The organism is Methanosarcina sp. Kolksee (genome assembly GCF_000969945.1).
GTDB classification, from domain to species: domain Archaea; phylum Halobacteriota; class Methanosarcinia; order Methanosarcinales; family Methanosarcinaceae; genus Methanosarcina; species Methanosarcina vacuolata.
Window position 1 is genome coordinate 2,004,922 of record NZ_CP009524.1, and the last position, 18,378, is coordinate 2,023,299.

General features: G+C 40.2%; 16 protein-coding genes. 8 read left to right on the forward strand and 8 right to left on the reverse strand.

What is annotated here, in order from left to right:
- The first annotated feature begins 211 nt into the window (after positions 1-211).
- Positions 212-826 carry a transglutaminase family protein gene (locus MSKOL_RS08235; protein WP_048155134.1) on the forward strand — a complete coding sequence of 205 codons (615 nt, stop codon included), beginning with the start codon at positions 212-214 and terminating at the stop codon, positions 824-826.
- A gap of 181 nt (positions 827-1,007) precedes the next feature.
- Here the strand turns inward: MSKOL_RS08235 and MSKOL_RS08240 are convergent, their stop codons facing one another.
- A complete protein-coding gene (locus MSKOL_RS08240; protein ID WP_048155137.1) occupies positions 1,008-1,688 on the reverse strand; it encodes a phosphoglycolate phosphatase in 681 nt (226 codons plus the stop codon).
- A 134-nt stretch (positions 1,689-1,822) separates the two neighbouring features.
- Entirely contained in the window at positions 1,823-2,800 is a 978-nt protein-coding gene (gene radA, locus MSKOL_RS08245; protein ID WP_048120207.1) for a DNA repair and recombination protein RadA, read from the reverse strand.
- Positions 2,801-3,118: 318 nt separating this feature from the next.
- Between radA and MSKOL_RS08250 the strand changes: the two genes are divergently transcribed.
- The 3 genes from MSKOL_RS08250 (at position 3,119) to MSKOL_RS08260 (ending at position 4,947) form a co-directional block, all read left to right on the forward strand.
- Complete coding sequence (locus MSKOL_RS08250; protein ID WP_048123822.1) at positions 3,119-3,589, forward strand: phosphopantetheine adenylyltransferase; 471 nt, start codon at positions 3,119-3,121, stop codon at positions 3,587-3,589.
- 177 nt (positions 3,590-3,766) lie between these two features.
- On the forward strand, positions 3,767-4,099 hold the full coding sequence (locus MSKOL_RS08255) for a hypothetical protein (protein WP_048120209.1): 333 nt from the start codon (positions 3,767-3,769) through the stop codon (positions 4,097-4,099).
- Positions 4,100-4,113: 14 nt separating this feature from the next.
- Complete coding sequence (locus MSKOL_RS08260) at positions 4,114-4,947, forward strand: TIM barrel protein (protein ID WP_048155140.1); 834 nt, start codon at positions 4,114-4,116, stop codon at positions 4,945-4,947.
- Positions 4,948-5,210: 263 nt separating this feature from the next.
- Here MSKOL_RS08260 and MSKOL_RS08265 read toward each other — a convergent pair whose 3' ends face one another.
- Positions 5,211-5,501: a DUF378 domain-containing protein gene (locus tag MSKOL_RS08265; RefSeq protein WP_197078858.1), complete on the reverse strand. Its 291-nt coding sequence runs from the start codon at positions 5,499-5,501 to the stop codon at positions 5,211-5,213.
- 962 nt (positions 5,502-6,463) lie between these two features.
- On the opposite strand from MSKOL_RS08265, the gene MSKOL_RS08270 reads away from it, so the two are divergent.
- The 3 genes from MSKOL_RS08270 to MSKOL_RS08280 all read left to right on the forward strand — a co-directional run bounded on the left by MSKOL_RS08270 (position 6,464) and on the right by MSKOL_RS08280 (position 9,568).
- On the forward strand, positions 6,464-6,679 hold the full coding sequence (locus tag MSKOL_RS08270; protein ID WP_048120213.1) for a hypothetical protein: 216 nt from the start codon (positions 6,464-6,466) through the stop codon (positions 6,677-6,679).
- A 776-nt stretch (positions 6,680-7,455) separates the two neighbouring features.
- Positions 7,456-8,976, forward strand: a complete 1,521-nt coding sequence (locus MSKOL_RS08275) for an AMP phosphorylase (protein ID WP_048120217.1) — start codon at positions 7,456-7,458, stop codon at positions 8,974-8,976.
- A gap of 58 nt (positions 8,977-9,034) precedes the next feature.
- A complete protein-coding gene (locus MSKOL_RS08280) occupies positions 9,035-9,568 on the forward strand; it encodes a tRNA (cytidine(56)-2'-O)-methyltransferase (protein ID WP_048120220.1) in 534 nt (177 codons plus the stop codon).
- A gap of 122 nt (positions 9,569-9,690) precedes the next feature.
- Here the strand turns inward: MSKOL_RS08280 and MSKOL_RS08285 are convergent, their stop codons facing one another.
- The 5 genes from MSKOL_RS08285 to MSKOL_RS08310 all read right to left on the reverse strand — a co-directional run bounded on the left by MSKOL_RS08285 (position 9,691) and on the right by MSKOL_RS08310 (position 17,486).
- Positions 9,691-11,145 carry an NAD(P)/FAD-dependent oxidoreductase gene (locus tag MSKOL_RS08285; protein WP_048155145.1) on the reverse strand — a complete coding sequence of 485 codons (1,455 nt, stop codon included), beginning with the start codon at positions 11,143-11,145 and terminating at the stop codon, positions 9,691-9,693.
- Between the two features lie 1,317 nt (positions 11,146-12,462).
- Positions 12,463-12,795 (reverse strand): hypothetical protein, encoded by a 333-nt coding sequence (locus MSKOL_RS08290; RefSeq protein ID WP_048155149.1) that lies wholly within the window; start codon positions 12,793-12,795, stop codon positions 12,463-12,465.
- Positions 12,796-13,743: 948 nt separating this feature from the next.
- Positions 13,744-14,160, reverse strand: a complete 417-nt coding sequence (gene nikR / locus MSKOL_RS08295; protein WP_048123824.1) for a nickel-responsive transcriptional regulator NikR — start codon at positions 14,158-14,160, stop codon at positions 13,744-13,746.
- 721 nt (positions 14,161-14,881) lie between these two features.
- Positions 14,882-16,486, reverse strand: coding sequence for an amidohydrolase (locus MSKOL_RS08305; protein ID WP_048155152.1), 1,605 nt, complete (start codon positions 16,484-16,486; stop codon positions 14,882-14,884).
- 64 nt (positions 16,487-16,550) lie between these two features.
- Positions 16,551-17,486, reverse strand: coding sequence for an SAM-dependent methyltransferase (locus tag MSKOL_RS08310; RefSeq protein WP_048155155.1), 936 nt, complete (start codon positions 17,484-17,486; stop codon positions 16,551-16,553).
- Between the two features lie 221 nt (positions 17,487-17,707).
- Here MSKOL_RS08310 and MSKOL_RS08315 point away from each other — a divergent pair, with 221 nt between their 5' ends.
- Positions 17,708-18,355: a TetR/AcrR family transcriptional regulator gene (locus tag MSKOL_RS08315; RefSeq protein ID WP_048123825.1), complete on the forward strand. Its 648-nt coding sequence runs from the start codon at positions 17,708-17,710 to the stop codon at positions 18,353-18,355.
- Positions 18,356-18,378: the final 23 nt, after the last annotated feature.

Below are 18,378 nucleotides of genomic sequence, written 5' to 3' on the forward strand. Positions count from 1 at the left end.
TCATTCTAAGCCAATTCTATTTCTAAGTCCATAATATTTCAGAATTGTTCTTATGAGCAGAAACTCGATTGAGGATTCAAAATATGAAATCCAGAAGAGCAATTGGAGTTTCGGAATCAGTTCACAGGCAATTTTAGAAAAGTCGGTTTCTATGTCATACTTAAATTTCATATAGAAGGGCCTTTTAGTACTTATTGACAGGCGAGTAAAAATGTATACTGAAAGCGATAATCTTCAGGATTACCTTAAAAAGAGTGAAGTCATAGACTTTGATAACAGGCTGATCGTTGATAAGTGCCTCGAACTACAGAAAGGCACCGGCGACGAAATCAGCCTGATCAAGAAGGTTTATGAATTTGTTCGGGATGAGATTCATCACACCGGCGATATCGGAGAAATGAGCATTACCTGCAAGGCATCAGAAGTTCTGGAAGCCGGCCACGGGATATGTTGTGCCAAAGCCCATCTGTTTGCAGCCATGTTGAGATATTTCGGGGTTCCGGCCGGGTTCTGTTATCAGAAACTATCTTCAAGTCGTGACATAAACATAAAATTCCTGCATGGCTTAAACGCGGTATATTTAAAAGATCTGGATAAATGGATAAGATTGGATGCAAGAGGCAACAAGCCAGGCCGTGATGCTCAGTTTTCCATATACGAAGAAAAGATTTCAAAGAAGGTAAATAAAGAACTTGGGGAAGAAGACAGTCCGGTAATCTTCACAGAGCCCAATCCTACTGTTATTGAAATATTAAAGACAAGTAAAGATATGAAAGAATTATGGGATCAATGGGATCTTGGGCTGAAAGACCTGTTTAAAACTTAAAAATTGATCAAGCGAGCCTGAGAGGAGCTTTGAGGAGCCTTAAGGAGCCTTAAGGAGCCTTAAGATATATAGGAAAGCTTTAGGGGAGCTTCAGAGGAGCTTCAGAGGAGCTTCAAAATAATCTCAGAGAGATTCAAGGAAAACTCATAGGGTTCAGGGAAGGCAGTGAAGATAGAGTTTTTTAAATCCAACCCTTTGATTCAAGAAACTCAAGGGCTTCTACGGCTCCGTCCCCATATGAGGCTTCTGTCACATAATCCGCGGCTTCCTTTATTATTTCATCCCCGTTTCCGACAGCAATCCCGAAACCTGAGACTTCAAACATTTCTAAGTCGTTTTCTGAATCTCCTATAGCTACGAAATCTTTGGATTTCAGGCCCATCATGCCTGCAAGCTTCTGAAGGCCGACCCCTTTATTGATTTTCGTGCTCTTGAGATGGATGGCATATTTAGTATCAACCATCTCGATGTCCAGATCCAGGGTCTTGAGAAGGTATCGGGCTTTTTCGAGATTAAAGTCTCTCCTGAGAGCGATCTCGGTTTTTCGGTATAAAGGGTCAAGTTTGGTGAGCTTGAAATAGTTGGAAAGAACAGAATAGGCTTTCTCGCATTCCTCAAGGCTTTCCTCAAAAGTGCCCTGCAAATCGAAGCGGGAAGTAATAGCCCCTCCGTTTTCTGCGATTACCGCTCCATTCAGGCCGATAAGCCTTGAAGCTGTCCTTGCATAACACAGAGTATTTCCTGTGGCAAGCACGACAGGAATTTTAAGAGAACGGATCTTTTTCATGGCCCCCAGATGAAGTTCTCTTTTCTCGCAGGTGATTGTACCGTCTATATCGGCTACAATAGCTTTGAATTTCATAAAAAAGATTGGGTATGGGTAGATAAAATGTTTCCCTACCCGGCTTTGAATATGTTTATCGGTAATGTATTTACCATTAAACATTTACCGTTAAATTTACAGTTAAAATTGTTTGTATCGTATGATTCACACGTTCACTGGTCTGTGAGTCCTGCTGTAGTAACTGCGATAACAGCTTCTCCTTCGGGCAGGTTGGGAGAGTCAACCAGACGTATGATCCTTTTGTCTCCTTTGGATTTCCGCAGGTAGAGCCTGAAAGTTGCCGTGTGCCCTACTACATGGCCTCCGACAGGTCTTGTGGGGTCACCGAAGAAAGCATCGGGTTTTGCCATAACCTGATTTGTTACAACCACGCAGGCGTTGAATAAATCCCCGAAGCGGAGCAAGCCGTGCATGTGCTTGTTGAGTTTTTGCTGCCGGTCGGCCAGGGTTCCCCTTCCCACATATTCAGCCCTGAAGTGAGCCATAAGCGAGTCAACAATCAGCAGGCGAACGGGTTTTCCCATATCCCGAAGCTCATTTGCCAGGTCTGTTGCAGATTCAACAAGGAGGATCTGGTGATTGGAATTGTATGCTCTTGCGACATGGATATTCTGGAGGAACTCTTCTGGGTCAAGCTCCATGCCGTATTTCTCGGAAAGCCCTTTTACCATCTGGGCGACCCTTTCAGGTCTGAAAGTGTTTTCAGTGTCTATGATGATAACCGAACCGTTAAGCCCTCCATGTTCCCTGTCCATCTGGACATTGACTGCAAGCTGGTGGGCCAGCTGGGTCTTTCCTGAACCGAATTCTCCGTACAGTTCGGTAATTGCCTGGGTTTCTATGCCCCCACCCATCATTTCGTCAAATTCAGTACAACCGGTAGTCAACTTGCCTACCATTTTCCGCCTTTCAAGCACGATGTCTCCGGTCTCAAAACCTCCGATATCAGCAGCTTGCCTTGCGGCATTGATGATTTTTGCAGCCGTTGATTCCCCTATTTCGGCTGTAGTTGCAAGTTCAGAAGGAGAGGCAACAGCCACTGCTTCAATGGTATTAAATCCAGCTTCTTTGAGTTTTTCTGCGGTTGCAGGGCCAACTCCGGGCAACTCTTCGAGTGCTATTTGGCTCATTTACAAATTCTCCTAAGATGCACATGTTTGTATAAGGTGCATAACAGTTGCTCCACAATGGTTTTGCAGGTATAAATAACTAGAGGAAGCGAGGTGAAAGTGTTCTACAATGCCTCTAAAACGCGGTTATATTACCGGGAAACCAGGTAAATGGAGGAAAAAAGAAGGTTTTTTCTGGCAGTCATATTTAAGAAAGTAGAAGAAAACAGAGGAAATGAAAATGAAAGAGAAAGAAGGAAAGGAGAAAAATGAGTGAAAATTTCCAAAAAGCCGAAAAAAAACCAAAAATTCTTTTTACTTGGTAGATTATCACCCATCATGCCAAAGGTCGCAGTCGGCGGTACGTTTCAGTATTTTCATGACGGTCACGCCAAACTGATTGAAAAAGCATTTGAGATAGCAAAGGATGGAAAAGTCCACATAGGGCTTACCTCGGACGAGATGCTAAGTAAAAGTCACAGCGTCGATAACTATGAGAAAAGGAGAACCTGGCTGCTGCAATACATAAAAGAAATGGGAATCCCAGATGATAGATACGAAATTACAAAGCTGAATAACCCCTACGGCCCTGCTCTAGAAGAGGATTTCGATTATATAATTGTCTCTCCTGAGACTTATCCGGTCGCCCTCAAAATGAATCGTATCAGGGAAGAAAAAGGAAAGAAGCTCCTTAAAATCGAATACGTTGAGTATGTAATGGCTGAAGATGGAATCCCTATTTCCTCGACAAGGATTGCAAAAGGGGAGATTGACAGGCACGGCAGATTGAAACAGAACACTAAGAATTGAACACTAAGAATTGAACACTAAGAATCGAACACTAAGAATCGAACACTAAGAATTGAACACTAAGAATTGAACACTAAGAATTGAACATTAAGTAGTTTCACTAACACTATACAATTAGACTTTATTATAATTAGATTAAAGTAGCTATAAATCAGGATAGAGCCATAAAGTGATAATATGCCCAGAGAATTTACACAGAAGGACATTGAGATTTTTAACAAGCTTGCGCCTGAAGCCAAAGGAAACTTAACTTCCAGGGAAGCAGGGCACCAGTTTCCCTTTATCCTGCGCCCGGTATCACACAAGTTTGCCGAGTCTTCTGAAGATTTCAGGAAAAGGCTGGAGAGGCTGAACCCTGAGGAACTTGATTACCTTGTAGGGCTTGCCCTTGAAGGAAAGGAGGATGTTCAATCCCTGGACGAAGATCTTGAAGAGCTGGTTGCGGTAGTTTCCGAAAAGCTGTCTCCTGAGAGGGCAAAGCAGCTAAAAGACTTTGTGGGTATTTTCTAAAAGGATAGTTGAAAATGCCCTCAAAAGATCTACTTTTCGGGACCGCAGGAATCCCGAGAAGCGCAAAAGGAACAGGCAGTGTCTCAGGAATCAAACGGATCCGGGAACTTGGCCTTGACTGTATGGAGCTTGAATTTGTTCAGGGAGTGCGCATGAGCGAAAAAGGGGCAAAAAACGTCCTGGAAGCTGCAAATAACGAAGAAGTGGCCCTGAGCGTCCATGCCCCATATTACATCAACCTGAATTCTTGTGAAGAGGAAAAATTAAAAGCCAGCCTGGAAAGGATTTACAATGCCGCAAAAATAGGCAACCTCTGCGGAGCTGAATCAATCGTACTGCATGCCGGATTTTATCAGAAAAGTACCAAAAAACACACCTTTGAGAGCATATCAAAAGCTCTAAAAGAACTTACCGGACAATTCCGGAATGAAGGAATCCCTGCAGTCCTGCGGCCTGAAACGATGGGCAAGCGTACGCAATTTGGAACGCTTGAAGAAGTGCTTGCGCTAAGTGCAGAGATCGAAGGGGTCATGCCCTGCCTTGATTTTTGCCATCTGCATGCAAGGGAAGGTAAAGAAAATTCTTACTCCGAGTTTATGGAAATTCTATCAAAAGTAGAGGAACGCCTTGGAAAGGAAGGGCTTTCGAACATGCATATGCATGTCTCAGGAGTTGAGTACGGCACGAGCGGAGAAAAAAGGCATCTGACTCTGAAAGAATCCGACTTAAATTATCCCGAGCTTCTGAAGGCCTTAAAAGAATTCAAAGCCAGAGGAAGGGTCATACTTGAGAGTCCTATTCTTGAAGAAGACGCACTTATGTTGAGGATGCTTTATAACGAAATATAATTTTGATTTTATAGTTTTTTTTAAATTTACCTGGGCGCCCATAGCCCAAAAAATGTATCTGAGATTTCAGATAAGACTATCTAATATAGTTCTTATTTTTTTGCTTAAGCTTTTTAGAAAAATAGCTGCAGGTAAAAGGGATTAATATGTGCCTGGCATTGCAAGCACATATTATTCAAGATACTATTAAGGACGCATTCTAAGCAAATCCGATTAAGCAAATCCGATTAAGCAAATCCGATTGATAAAGCAATTCCTGTATTTTATTGAATGCCGCTCCAACTGTATTGCTTACCGCTATATTGGCGCTTACCCTTTTTAGCCTCGAGCTTTGCTAAATACGTTGCCTTGTATTTTATCACTATGTAAACTCCAGCCAGGCCCACAAGAATGTAGACCAACCGCGAGAGAATGGATTTTTTTCCAAATATAGCCGCTACCAGATTAAAGTTCAGGAGCCCTACAAGACCCCAGTTAAGAGCCCCGATTATCGTTAGCAGCTTAGCCGGAATGTATAGAGTATTATCCATAAGCATTCTATGCATTTTACACATCTTTATCAAACCTCCCCGCTGAAATAGAGCACTTACAAAGGACAGATCATCTTTTTCTGACTTTTTCTGACCTGGAAATAACTCCAGGCTTTTGGATGATCAATCACTTGCTCTCGTAAACAATGTTGGAGATAAGATATTATGAATCTATTCCTTAACCTGGATATCGAGTGTAAAAAATGAGTTTCTATATACTCCTCGATTGAAGCGTAATCAAAAAGGGATAGTAAAACTGTAGGATTAACCTCAAATAACGTGAATACATTAGAAACCATCTTAAACCGATAATCATTTGTCCATTTGTCACATAATGTCACAAACACATTACAGCCTGATTCTGTTCCTTTTGGTTAAAGTGTATCAACCTGCTTTCGCTTATTTCACTTCACGATTCTTACGATGGTTCACTTTACGTTCCTCATGGTATCTTGACCCTAACAATTATCAAAGCCAGGTTCCTTGAGTTCTTGATATTGTCATATGAGCTTCACACACAAACATTACCAGTTTTGAATGTCACAGTATGATTGCCTCAAATGGAAAAGGTAGCGCGTATGACGCAATTCGCAGTATATCTTCTTGCCGCACTTGCGGAAAGTTAAACAAAATAAAAAAGTTCATTGAGTGAAAATTGAGGGGTTACCGCTCAATTTGAATAGGATACCCTTTTTTAGAGAACCTACTATCAAAACATGAAACTTTCTGTCTATTTGAACCTGAGGGATTATAATTTCCTAAGATTTATATGCAATTACCCCAATTCTCTGATACATTTCAGGAACCATTATGCTTAGCTACAGGCTTACCTTATCCATGAGCTCCCACCTATGGTTTCTGTTACGAAAAAAGTTTACTAAAATAGCTTGCCTTTATAAAAAAGTTATTAACTTAATTATTTAATACGGTGTTTTACAAGCCTTAAATCTTAATTTAATGATAATTATTTCAGGATGGATCGGAAAATGGGCAGGGATACTGGAAAAGCTTTAGGAGGCCCGGCAATAGCCTTGGTGGGCATTGGAGCAATAATAGATATCATTTTATTTTACTTCATGTTCAAGTTTGCTGATGAGGAAAACTTGTTTATGGTTCTCTTAACCGCAGCGTTAATAGGAATTATCGCATTGGGGATTGCAAAAGGTCTTGTTTCCCTTTCCAGGCGCAACTATGAAAAATAACTGAATGAATGAGTAACTTTGAAGGGTTAGATAAAATACGACTAAGAGCCTATCCGAAAAGTCATTAATACATATCGAAAAGTTACAATAGGTCTAAATATCCGGGCATCCGTTTCGGTTTTGCATATTGTATATTGTAAAAGTTATAGCAGGTAACCACTTTTTGGATAGGCTCTAAATGGTAACTGAGTAATTTTAGATAACGTCTAAGCACTAACTAAACACTAACATAAACACTAACATAAACACTAACATAAACACTAACATAAACACTAACATAAACACTAACATAAACACTAACTAATGAGAACAACCGATATCCTGGAAGTAAAAAATTACTATTCCAGTTTAATTTGTTCCCATTAATCTCTATTCTTTCTTTACTCAAGATCAATTTAAACTATAAAAAAATCTTTTTTTTTCAAAATTTTTTGAATTTACTGAAGATACCCGGCAGAAGTTGAGAAGTATATTCCAGTCATAATTACAAACTTTTTTTTAATAGTACTCATTTTAATCTCTTTATTCTTGTTTCTTAAGTTTTTTGCGGAATTATTTTAAAATAATATGAAGGTCAATATGTCACCTCGGTTTAGCATTTACAATTTACTCTACTACTCATATTTACTACTCATACTATTGATCTACCTGGTTTTTTCAGGCTGAACTGTTAGTTTTTCAAATAGAGAAACAAACAGAAAGTCTGGATTCCAGGGAAACAAATTTCAGTCACAGATTTACACTTATAACAAGAACGAAACGGGAGGAGTTTACTCATGCAATTGAAGTTAGAACATTTTAGCATAAAAATAGGGCAGCACAAGGTATTACTAAATATTGTCGATGCCAAGGAACTGGGGGTTAATCCGGGGGACAGGGTCCGTATTCGCGGGCGTGAAAGCCTTTCCGCAATTGCGGATACAACAGATGATATGGTTCCTCCAGGCACGCTGGGTGTTTTTTCCGAGGTATATGAACACTTTGTGACCTGGGACAAGCCGGTCGAAGTTGTTCCGGCATTCCGTTCAAAATCTGCGTCCGTGATCAAGAAAATGATGGATAAAAGACCTGTTGCGCAGGATGAAATTAAAACACTCGTAAACGATATCGTAGAAGAAAATCTCAGTGAGATCGAACTCTCGGCTTTTATAACATCTTCGTATATTCACGGAATGACCGATGACGAGGTTGAATGGCTTACCAGGGCTATGATTGAGAGTGGAGACACAATTGAATTTGACACTCACCCTATAATGGACAAACATTCTATAGGAGGAGTGCCTGGAAACAAGATTTCTCTCCTTGTTGTGCCTATTATCGCTGCAAACGGCCTTCTTATTCCAAAGACAAGTTCCAGGGCGATTACAGGAGCAGGCGGAACTGCTGACCTTATGGAAGTGCTCTGTCCGGTAGAGTTCAGTTCTCAAGAAGTAAAAGAGATAACCGAAAAAGTCGGGGGTGCACTTGTCTGGGGTGGAGCCACAAACATAGCACCTGCCGATGACAAGCTCATAAGGGTTGAATACCCCCTCTCCATTGACCCTTACTACCAGATGCTTGCCTCGATTATGGCAAAAAAAGGAGCTATCGGAGCAGACAATGTGGTAATGGACATTCCAGTCGGGCCAAGCACAAAAGTTCCAACTATTCAGGAAGGGCAAAAACTTGCGAGAGACCTTATTAACCTCGGGCACAGGCTTGGAATGAACGTTGAATGTGCAATTACCTATGGTTCATCTCCAATTGGAAGAAAAGTAGGTCCCTCGCTGGAAGTCAGGGAAGCCCTGAAAGTGCTGGAAAGTATGGAAGGCCCTAACAGCCTTATTGAAAAGAGTGCCGCTCTTGCGGGTATCCTGCTTGAGATGGGAGGTGCGGCTCCAAGGGACCGTGGAAAGGAAGTTGCACTGGAAACACTCAGGAGCGGGAAGGCCCTTGAGAAGATGAAACAGATTATTGAGGCCCAGGGCGGAGATCCAAAGATTACCTCGGCTGACATCCAGGTAGGGCAATATACTGCCGACATTCTCGCTTCTGCGGACGGATATGTAATCGAGTTTGACAATAAGTGGATAATTGAAATTGCCAGGCTTGCAGGAGCTCCTAATGATAAAGGAGCCGGGGTCGCTATTCACAAGAAAATGGGAGAATCCGTTAAGAAGGGAGACCCTATCCTTACAATTTATGCTGAAAAAGAGTTCAAACTAGATACCGCATTGACAACAGCCCAGAGGACAAACCCGATAGTTGTTGAGGGCATGCTTCTTAAGAGAATTCCCGGAATCTACGGGTTCCAGTAATCTTCTCTTCTTTTTTTCAGTGAAACCCTTTAATACCTTGCAGGGTTTTAGCACGAGCATGAAAAGAATTGTTTTGCTGCGTCTGGGGCACCGCCCTGAAAGGGATAAAAGAATCACAACTCACGTAGGCTTAACTGCCCGGTTGCTTGGTGCAGAAGGTATGCTCCTTGCCTCGAATGACCCCGGAATAGTAAAAACTCTTGAAGACGTTGTCAGCCGCTGGGGCGGAAATTTCTATATTAAAAATAATGTCAATTACAAGCAGGAAATCAAGGAATGGAAAACTGCCGGTGGAAAAGTCTGCCATCTTTCAATGTATGGGGTCAATCTGCCTGATATTACAGACGAGCTTAAAAGCTGTGAGAATCTTATGATCGTGGTAGGTGCAGAGAAGGTGCCTCCTGAAATTTATCAGCTTGCGGACTGGAATGTTGCAGTTGGAAGCCAGCCCCATTCCGAGGTTGCAGCAGTCGCAATTACTCTGGACAGGATTGCAGACGGCGAGCCACTTGAAAGAGAGTTTCCCAATGCTGAGCTGACAATTGTGCCAGCAGAAAGGGGTAAACAGGTTATAGAAAATTACAAGGATTAAGTTTATTCCCCTTTAACTTTTCTTCGCAGTCTGTGTCTTCTATTTTTCAGGATCTTTTATTTTTTTCATGACCTTACTTTTGGCCTGGGTTTTTAATTTCCAGATTTTTATCTTTTTATATTTTAATGAAGATTCCCATCCTCATTAAGAATCTTCAGGAGCTCAATGGTCGAATACGAAGCTCGGGTAATTCCCATGCTGCGCTTGTCAGTATCGGTACCAGCTACATAGAGGTTCTGAACCGGGGTTCGAATATTTGCGAACTTTCCATTAATTGCGACTGCAGCCTTTTCTGGAATCATTGTTTGTTCGTGCTGCATATCGATATATTTCTCGATTTCTGGATGGGCACGGAAAATTGTATCATAGGCTTTTTTAATCTCCTGCTCTTCACTTTTATTTTCGTCGATTACGAAGGAAAAGCCTATAAGCTGCTTATCCTTTGGGGCTAGCGAAGGATCATAGTTACTTATAGGAGTTGCCCAGTAGGCGAAATCCTTGAACCAGATCTCTGAGCCTGTATAATTAAAATTGGGAAACTCTTTTTCCAGTCCAAGCCAGATGGTCAGGCTTTTACTGTGGACAATTTCCTTGAGGTCTTTAACATACTCTGTGGGAAGATCCTTTATCATCATGGGAATCTCGGTTGCAAAACCTGTGTAGATGACAAGGCCAGACAAATAAATTTCATCGGCTTCCACGCCTGAAACCTTTCCGTCCTGTACAAGAATGGCTTTAACTTCACATTCTGTTTTGATCTCAACAGTTTCGGGAAGGGAATAAATGATGGCGTTGAGAATGGCTTTTAACCCCTTTCTGGGATAGCCCTGAGAGTTGTTTACGTCATTTGTTGCAAGCCTTTCCAGGGATGTAAACGGCTGAGTAACCCTGGTCATTCTTGCATGAAGAGATGCATGGAGATGATACGGAAGGATTGAGGCAAGGATAGATTCTGTGGACTGGGATTTTTTCGATTCCAGTTTCCCTATCATGGCATCAAATTGTTCCTGGGTAATGCTGTCTCTGACAAAATTGCTGCCATACAGGATACGTTTAGCTGAGGTCTCTTTCATAGATTTCCCAGAAAGGGAAATTGACATTGTGTCCACAAAATCATAGGTATCCTTTGAAAGGCTCTTTGGCAGAAAATCATAAACTGCTCGGTCTGAGAGGTCTATGCCAAATGAGGAAAGGGTAAAGGCTTTGGTGAGAGTCTGAGAGAGTATAAGCCTGTCTTTTCTCGGAAGTATGTCAAAAGTCACGAAATCTTTCAGGTTTGAAGGAACTTTGACAAAAGCATTTTCAGTCCGAATGTAGTAATGCCCATAGTCCTCAAATACAGGCAAAAAATCAAAGTAATTATCCATTAACCTCTTCAGAGGTCCTTTACTCAAGTGGGTGATCGCGTGTACCCCTGTATCTACCTGATAGCCATCTACCATGTAGCTATTGCAATTTCCTCCAATATGCTGATTTTTCTCAAGAACAAGGACTTTTTTCCCGTGTTTGGAAAGCGTTAGAGCTGCTAAAAGCCCGCTTATGCCTGCCCCGACAACAACTGCGTCATACTTTTTCATTTCCAAAACGACCTCTCTTTTTACGACCTATATTTTTTCCGTGAGGCAAGTTTCTAGCCAATGTAACTGTTTTAATTGTTACGACTCAAAACTTGATCATAATTTTAGACTTTCTCCTTTGAATTTTAACTTTGTGGAGCTCTTTAATTAACAAAAATTTGTACAGGGGCACAGATATATCTCTAAATAAATCTCTGATAACCAGATAATATTTTTATTTATTATTACTATTTGTGAGAAAAGTATTAAATATAAGTTATAGATTGGGTAAAATGTCTACAAACAGACCAGTTCCTTCTGCTGTATTCAGCTTAGCCCTCATATATTCCATTAAATACTCTCCAGGATCTCTTGTTATTATCATATTTTTACTCTGAACCTATCCCAAAAGCTCATTTACTCTGAACTTGTCCCAAAAAGGCTCACATTCAATTATGCGGAATCAATTATATCCAGCATCAATATCCAGCATCAATATCCAGCATCACAAAACCTGTGTTCTATCTTTCTATTATCTATCTTTCTATTATCTATCTTTCTATTATCTATCTTTCTGTTATTGAAAAGCCGCTTGTAGTTATTCTCAGTAGTTCTACCGAAGCTGTGCCAGGATCATTAGGGTCAGGGAGACTGTTGAGCCTCTGGTAACAGAAGAGGAAATTAAAATTATGTCTGAGGAAGGAGCTTTATACCTGAAAGTGCCTAAGTCCTGAAGCTTCTCGAGTAGTTTAAGGAAACCGGAGGCATATTGCTTTTATAATGCACATTCCGAACAACTGCCAATTTGGGATAATCATTAATGGCTCTTCTCGGTTCTGTGCGAATATCCTCATGATGTCATCATAAAAATCAATGCGATTTTGGATTAAAAATTATCTTAATCCATGGGGAATGACGAAGAGCCATAAAATGGACTTAAATAATAATAACATAAACATCAAAAAACGAAAGGCTAAAACATCATGTAAATTAAAAAAGGAACTAAACAAGCTGTCTCAAAACGATATTTGATTCTACAAATAGGATAATATGCTGTACTTTAAGGTAAATACATAACTGAATTTCAGAGTAACTTTCGATCTGAATTGAAAGTCAACAATTCCAATTATCCAATTGTAGAAATGGGTCGATTTTTGAAACAACATGAAAGAGAATTTCGATAAATCATAAGTGATATTGGGAAATATATAATTACCAAGATAAAGTACTCGAAATTCTCCTCTTGTTTTTATCAAACTTGAATCATGACAGGGTTTTTAAAAGGTTTATTTTTGCATGTGTTCTTTTAATTTCATGCGCAATCTTGGTCGCAGATGACTATGCAGTCGGCAGAGAAGTCGTTTGCGAAATCGTCATCGTCACAGTTTTCACATTCAGAACAGTTTTCACATTCGGAACAGTTTTTACAGCACTCAGCACAGTTTTCACATTCGGAACAGTTTTTACAGCACTCAGCACAGTTTTCACATTCGGAACAGTTTTTACAGCACTCAGCACAGTTTTCACATTCAGAACAGTTTTTACAGCACTCAGCACAGTTTTCACATTCGGAACAGTTTTTACAGCACTCACCATTGCAACTCTGGCCACAGACATCTGCACATTCGTCACAGCAGTTTCCTTCACACTCTGCGCTGTTACAGTTGCCATTGGATGAGATATATTGATAATTATAATCAGTAGAGTCAGCAGTGGATTTCGTAGCTGGACATGCCGAAGCTGCAGAAATTCCTAATATCAACAACATTAATACAACAGAAACAGATGCCGTAATTTTCCATATTGACTTTCTATTATGATTCATTTTTTTCCTCCTTATTCCATTGTAAATAACCACAACAATAATAACTGGATAAATTAATATATAAACATACTTTCTTATTTATACTTTTATAAAACTCAAAAATGGAATTTAAAGCTTTATAACTCTTCATTTTAGTACATGAAAGAGTATAATGTTGTAGATTGTGCGTATCTATACTTTTTATTAGTTAAAAACAAAATAGAGGTCTTTCTGGAGAGTCTTATCTCCTAAAAAGTTAATATAGTTCACCATATTCAAAAAAACCGGTAGGATACTATTTTTTTTACACATGCATGTGTTATTAAGACCACATACCCTTTTTAAAGCTATAATTGTCTTTTTTTAATTAAAAGGTGGCATAATAGCTGCAATATGTGTCTCTTTATTATATTGCCCGTTTATTTTACTTGGAGTCCGTGTAAAGTCAAGCCTTACTCACGCCATGTTGAAATAAATTTAAATATTTAGTTGTATGGTCAGATATTTTAACAGGTCACATCAAAACAGTTTTGATTTCTACAATTGGGTGATTTTCTATCTCAATATTCCTCTCGTATACAGAATTCATTAATTTTCATTAATCAAAATATCTTATTTGCTATATTCTCGCTATAATTCCTCTTTCGTTACAGCTCTGATTTCCTCCTCTAGTGTTGAGTCAAGAAATGCAAAAATACACCTGCAAGAGAGGCAGGAATTGCAGAGTCAATATGGACTTTAAAGGAACTGCTGACATCAGGTGTTTTAAAACATCAATCAAATACAAATTGGCCATAGGTACATTTATACGTACATTATTTATTTAATGATATAGTTGTAAGTTTTGAGAATTTGACTCCTTTCAAGGCTATTATGGATTCAGCAAGTTCTGCAATATCTTCACCTTTTCCATTGATAAAAATTAGCTCAAAACAATTTTCATGATCAAGGTAAACATGAACTGAAGATCTTATCAGGTGAGAATAATTGTGCTGAATATTTGTTAAAATATTTGAAAGCCCTTTTTTTGTGTTGTCATAGATAACCGCAATTGTTCCTATACGATCGCCTTTAACATCATTTATCCATTCATAATGGGAAATATAACTCTTGATAGCATCTCTCATGCCTTCCGAGCGGGAAGAATAACCCCTTTTCTCAACAATTTCATCAAATTTACTCAGAAGGGTGTCTGGAAGAGAGACCCCTATCCTCATAAGTTCAGTTTCTATCATATCACCCACCAGACAGTTTAACTTTAATCGCAAATATTACAGTATTTATTGTATGTATTACCATATATGCTTTTTTCACATATATATTAATATAAAATAGTTATATTAATTAAAAAATTATGGTTGAAGAACGCTTTAGTAATGGGATAAAACAGGAAAAGGACACTTTAGTAATAGAAAACAGCAGAAAAAAGACACTTTAGTAATAGAAAACAGCAGGAAAACGCTTTAGTGGAAAACGCTTTAGTGGAAAACGCTTTAGTGGAAAACGCTTTAGTGGAAAACGCTTTAGTAATAGAAAACAAGCATAAACTAGCATAGCCATTTTTGCATAACAAAGTGATCTTTTTGTAAAGCAAATTGACACAAAAGTACCGATATCTATTTTGGGAGTTAGAAAAGTTGGGACTAAACAAAATTATTTACTTTGATCACACTAATATGGCATTCAATCTTCAATTACAAAAATTTGGTTTTCATTCATTAAAAGCCTCTTAAAAATGTTGGTGAACAAAATAACTTATTTAGGACTTACGCAGTTGAAATGAAAAATCAACAGCATCAGACCGCCAACTGTTTAAAACGTGACTTTAATTCACAGTCTTTGCTGTAATTGATTTTGTTCCTCAAGTGCGTAAGTCTTATTATTCTCCAAATAACACGCATCCACATTTTTTCAATTTTTTCATTTTCACTCATATTTATAATTTTCAAAACTTCAAATTCCCAGGACTCGATGGTCATATACCTTCTTTCCTGCTACCCAGGTTTCAGAAACAACAGGAGGGTTTTTAGGATCAAGATTACCTTCAAGGACTACAAGATCCGCAACCATACCTTTTTTCAACATACCACGCTCTTTTTCCTGTCCACCGGCGTAAGCGCCCCCTGCGGTATACATCCAGAGCCACTGCTCAAAAGGAAGCACTTGATCCGGAAAGATGACATTGCCTGCTCCATCGCTCATAGTTGATCCCATCACAGAACCCTCAATCGGGTCGCGAGCATCCATAAATCCTCCGGGGTTGTCACTACCTGAGGCCACAGTCACTCCTCCCTTCACAAGATCACCATATGCATACCACTTTCCATCATCTAACACAACCTGTTTTGTATTTTGCGCCCTGGACAGAAATTGAGGTTGGATACACGCACATCCGCCCATGGCGGCAAGGCGTTTGATCTGAGATGTACTTATGAGGGTTACATGTTCAAGGCGTGGGCGCATTTCAAATCCAGCCGGTGCTCGAGTAACAGCATTTTCAAATGCCGTAAGCACCGCATCGGTTGTTGCATTCCCAAAAGAATGGACACATACTCGGAATCCCTTTTCTGTCGCTGCAAAGAGCATTTCCTCAAAGTCATCCCGGTAGTTACCGCTGTTTATAGTCTGCCCTCCGATTTTAAGAGAAAAGGCTACTGTTTCTGCGGTTGCACCGTCAGCGAATAATTTGACAGGACCTACACGCAGCTTTTCATCACCCACCCCGGTGACCGGTCCATGAAGCCTATAACCCAGCTGATTGTCCAGAACGGTCTCTCCATGTGGCATCATAAGTACCGATACCGGAAGCCGTTCTTCATCGTGAAGCTTTTGATATGCCGCCTCAGCAGCCGGTGTGACGCCGGGGTCGTGGACCGCAGTGATACCGAATTTGAGAAGCTCTTTAGCACGCGCCTCTATGAGGTTCGCAAGTGTTTCCGTGTCCGCTTCCATTACCAGTCGGAACACCGGAACCTGTGCATATTCCACAAGCACGCCTGTTGGCATTCCGTTACTTTCCCGGAGAATAATTCCGCAACGAGGCTCCGGAGTTGAGCGGGTGATGCCCACAAGTTCCAGCGCCTGGCTGTTTACTACACTCTGATGGAAGGTAGCCTGGATAAGAAGAACCGGCCTGTCGGAAATAATCTCATCCAGATCGTTTTTCGTCAGGTCGAACCCTCCAATCTTGGCATCGAACCAACCGAAGCCGACAATCCATCCTTTTCCCGGTTTTTTTCGGGCATGCAGTTGAATTTCCTCCAGTACGGATTCCTTTTCAGTCAAGCCTATCAGGTTCGCCCAGGTAGGAAAAAAACAACCGAATGAAGATAGGTGGTTATGTGAATCAATGAAAGCAGGAAGTAGAACCCGACCTTTCAGGTCATGAATTTCCGCATCAGGATAAGCTTTAAGGAGACTCCGATCACCAACGTCTACAATATGACTTTTCTTGATAACTACGGTTTCCACGTATTTTTGCTCGGAGTCCATAGTAAGTATCTGCCCACCCGTGAATGCAATCATCGAATCGTTCTTTGCGTCAATATTATTTTTCATAATAAAGCTCCGAAAAGTCTCATTTTCTACTGTCTACGATTGTTTGGCAGTAGCTGATAAGATTTTATTCCACTATTGCATAGGCGAAGTGTGACAGGTAACATACTGGTCGTTTTTCATTAATTCCCTGAAAATAGATCTTTTTATAATCCTCAGTGGTCACATTGCAAACTTGAGAAAAACCGCTCTGAACAATGAATGTTTCTAACATCCCGTCCTTGACGCCGAACTTATAAGGTTCCCCCTGTTGTGCCATGCCTTTTTTAGCATCCATTATTGCAATCTGGTCGCATGCCGTACACTGCACGCCGCATATTCCATTTGTTCTATCAATACTGGACTTATAGACATAATCGAAGATAATGGCACTCCCGACGCCCGAATTCTTTGCAATAAAGCACAACATCTCATCCACGGTTTTTGGCGGAAGGTAGTAGATGAGTCCTTCCATGATAAAGACGGTCTTCTGCGACCTTTCATATCCATGTTCTAACAGCCGATGACTGAAATCTTCGCTCTCAAAATCAACCGAAACATACTCGACGTGATCCGGGAGTGAGCCGAAGATATCTTTGATTTTTTCGATTTTCATGCTTTGAGTTTCAGGGTGGTCAACCTCAAAAATTCTAATCTTACCCCCGAGTCCTTCGATTCTGTATGCCCGGGTATCGTACCCTGCACCCAGAATGACAAGCTGTTCAAGCCCTTCATCAATAAACTTTTTTACGAAATCATCAAAATATCTGACTCTTGCTGAAAGTGAGTTGTGTATTCCGGGGAATGGGGTTTTAGAGGAATCACGAGCTGCCATTTCCAAAAACGTCAAATATTGCTGACTAAGAAAGCGGACGGCGAATGGGTCATAACAGATGCGTTCGCCCTCTGGCTTGAGCGATTCAAGGGCTCTGACGAATGCTACATTCTCAGCTGTAATACTTGATCCTTTTCTCTTTCCGCTAGCCTCAAGAATTCTGTTTTCGGTATTTTCCGGTTTTTCCATGAAAATCCAGCCTCTTACATATGTTTATGCTTTTCTTGATCCTAATCTTGGTTATCCCGATTTTATCCAGGTTTTAATCTTTTCCTTCATGGCTGACAAGGATTTACAATACCAATAATACGTTATAGTAATTAAAGTTACTTATTAGTAACTTTAGTGTTTTATTGGTAAGTTATATATAAATTGACACCAAAACATGAAAGGGTGATTGTTTGTCAAAGATGCTTCCGGAGTACAGAGAAGAAGCAAAAAAAAGAATTGTTGAAGCAGGGCTGGAGGTAATGTATGAGAAAGGATACTGTAACACTACAATGGAAGATATCGCTCGCCGCCTTGATGTCAGCAAACCAGCCCTCTATCGATACTTTAAAAATAAGGATGAATTAATCATAGAAAGTGCAAATTATCTGCAGGCACAATACCGTGATATAAAAACAGGCTGTAATTCTGACATCTGCCCGGTTGATGCGTGGATAGGAATCTTCGATCAGATAATGTCACCTGATATTAAAATACATGCATTATATTTTGAAATTCTGGGAATGACAGTACACAAACCTGAGGTCCAGAAAAGATCAATCGAAGGCATGAAGCATGGTCTTGACCAGCCAACTCATGAAATTGAAGAACAGCAGCAGAAAGGCCTTATTCCATCCGAAACCGATCCGCGTACCCTTGCAATCGCTCTTGTATCATTGTTTAATGGAATGCGGGTTCTGATCCTTCTTGGCGTTGATTGGAAAGAAGTCCGCTCTCGATGGATCGAAACACTACAAAATTTATTTGGAATTATAAAAAAAGGAAAGCAGGCAGAGTGCCCCAGGGATTGTAAAAGATTTGAAGCTTGCAACATTGCACCAAAAGCATGAATGTAATCTTCTCAGGAAAAGTT

What these genes read in the sequence shown, in the direction of transcription:
- MSKOL_RS08265 (WP_197078858.1), bottom strand. Translation starts at nt 5,501, where the DNA reads ATGTGTAAAATGCATAGAATGCTTATGGATAATACTCTATACATTCCG.
- MSKOL_RS08255 (WP_048120209.1), top strand. Translation starts at nt 3,767, where the DNA reads ATGCCCAGAGAATTTACACAGAAGGACATTGAGATTTTTAACAAGCTT.
- MSKOL_RS08305 (WP_048155152.1), bottom strand. Translation starts at nt 16,486, where the DNA reads ATGAAAAATAATATTGACGCAAAGAACGATTCGATGATTGCATTCACG.
- MSKOL_RS08280 (WP_048120220.1), top strand. Translation starts at nt 9,035, where the DNA reads ATGAAAAGAATTGTTTTGCTGCGTCTGGGGCACCGCCCTGAAAGGGAT.
- MSKOL_RS08290 (WP_048155149.1), bottom strand. Translation starts at nt 12,795, where the DNA reads ATGGCAACTGTAACAGCGCAGAGTGTGAAGGAAACTGCTGTGACGAAT.
- MSKOL_RS08240 (WP_048155137.1), bottom strand. Translation starts at nt 1,688, where the DNA reads ATGAAATTCAAAGCTATTGTAGCCGATATAGACGGTACAATCACCTGC.
- MSKOL_RS08260 (WP_048155140.1), top strand. Translation starts at nt 4,114, where the DNA reads ATGCCCTCAAAAGATCTACTTTTCGGGACCGCAGGAATCCCGAGAAGC.
- MSKOL_RS08275 (WP_048120217.1), top strand. Translation starts at nt 7,456, where the DNA reads ATGCAATTGAAGTTAGAACATTTTAGCATAAAAATAGGGCAGCACAAG.
- MSKOL_RS08270 (WP_048120213.1), top strand. Translation starts at nt 6,464, where the DNA reads ATGGGCAGGGATACTGGAAAAGCTTTAGGAGGCCCGGCAATAGCCTTG.
- MSKOL_RS08285 (WP_048155145.1), bottom strand. Translation starts at nt 11,145, where the DNA reads ATGAAAAAGTATGACGCAGTTGTTGTCGGGGCAGGCATAAGCGGGCTT.
- MSKOL_RS08310 (WP_048155155.1), bottom strand. Translation starts at nt 17,486, where the DNA reads ATGGAAAAACCGGAAAATACCGAAAACAGAATTCTTGAGGCTAGCGGA.
- MSKOL_RS08250 (WP_048123822.1), top strand. Translation starts at nt 3,119, where the DNA reads ATGCCAAAGGTCGCAGTCGGCGGTACGTTTCAGTATTTTCATGACGGT.
- MSKOL_RS08235 (WP_048155134.1), top strand. Translation starts at nt 212, where the DNA reads ATGTATACTGAAAGCGATAATCTTCAGGATTACCTTAAAAAGAGTGAA.
- MSKOL_RS08315 (WP_048123825.1), top strand. Translation starts at nt 17,708, where the DNA reads ATGCTTCCGGAGTACAGAGAAGAAGCAAAAAAAAGAATTGTTGAAGCA.
- radA (WP_048120207.1), bottom strand. Translation starts at nt 2,800, where the DNA reads ATGAGCCAAATAGCACTCGAAGAGTTGCCCGGAGTTGGCCCTGCAACC.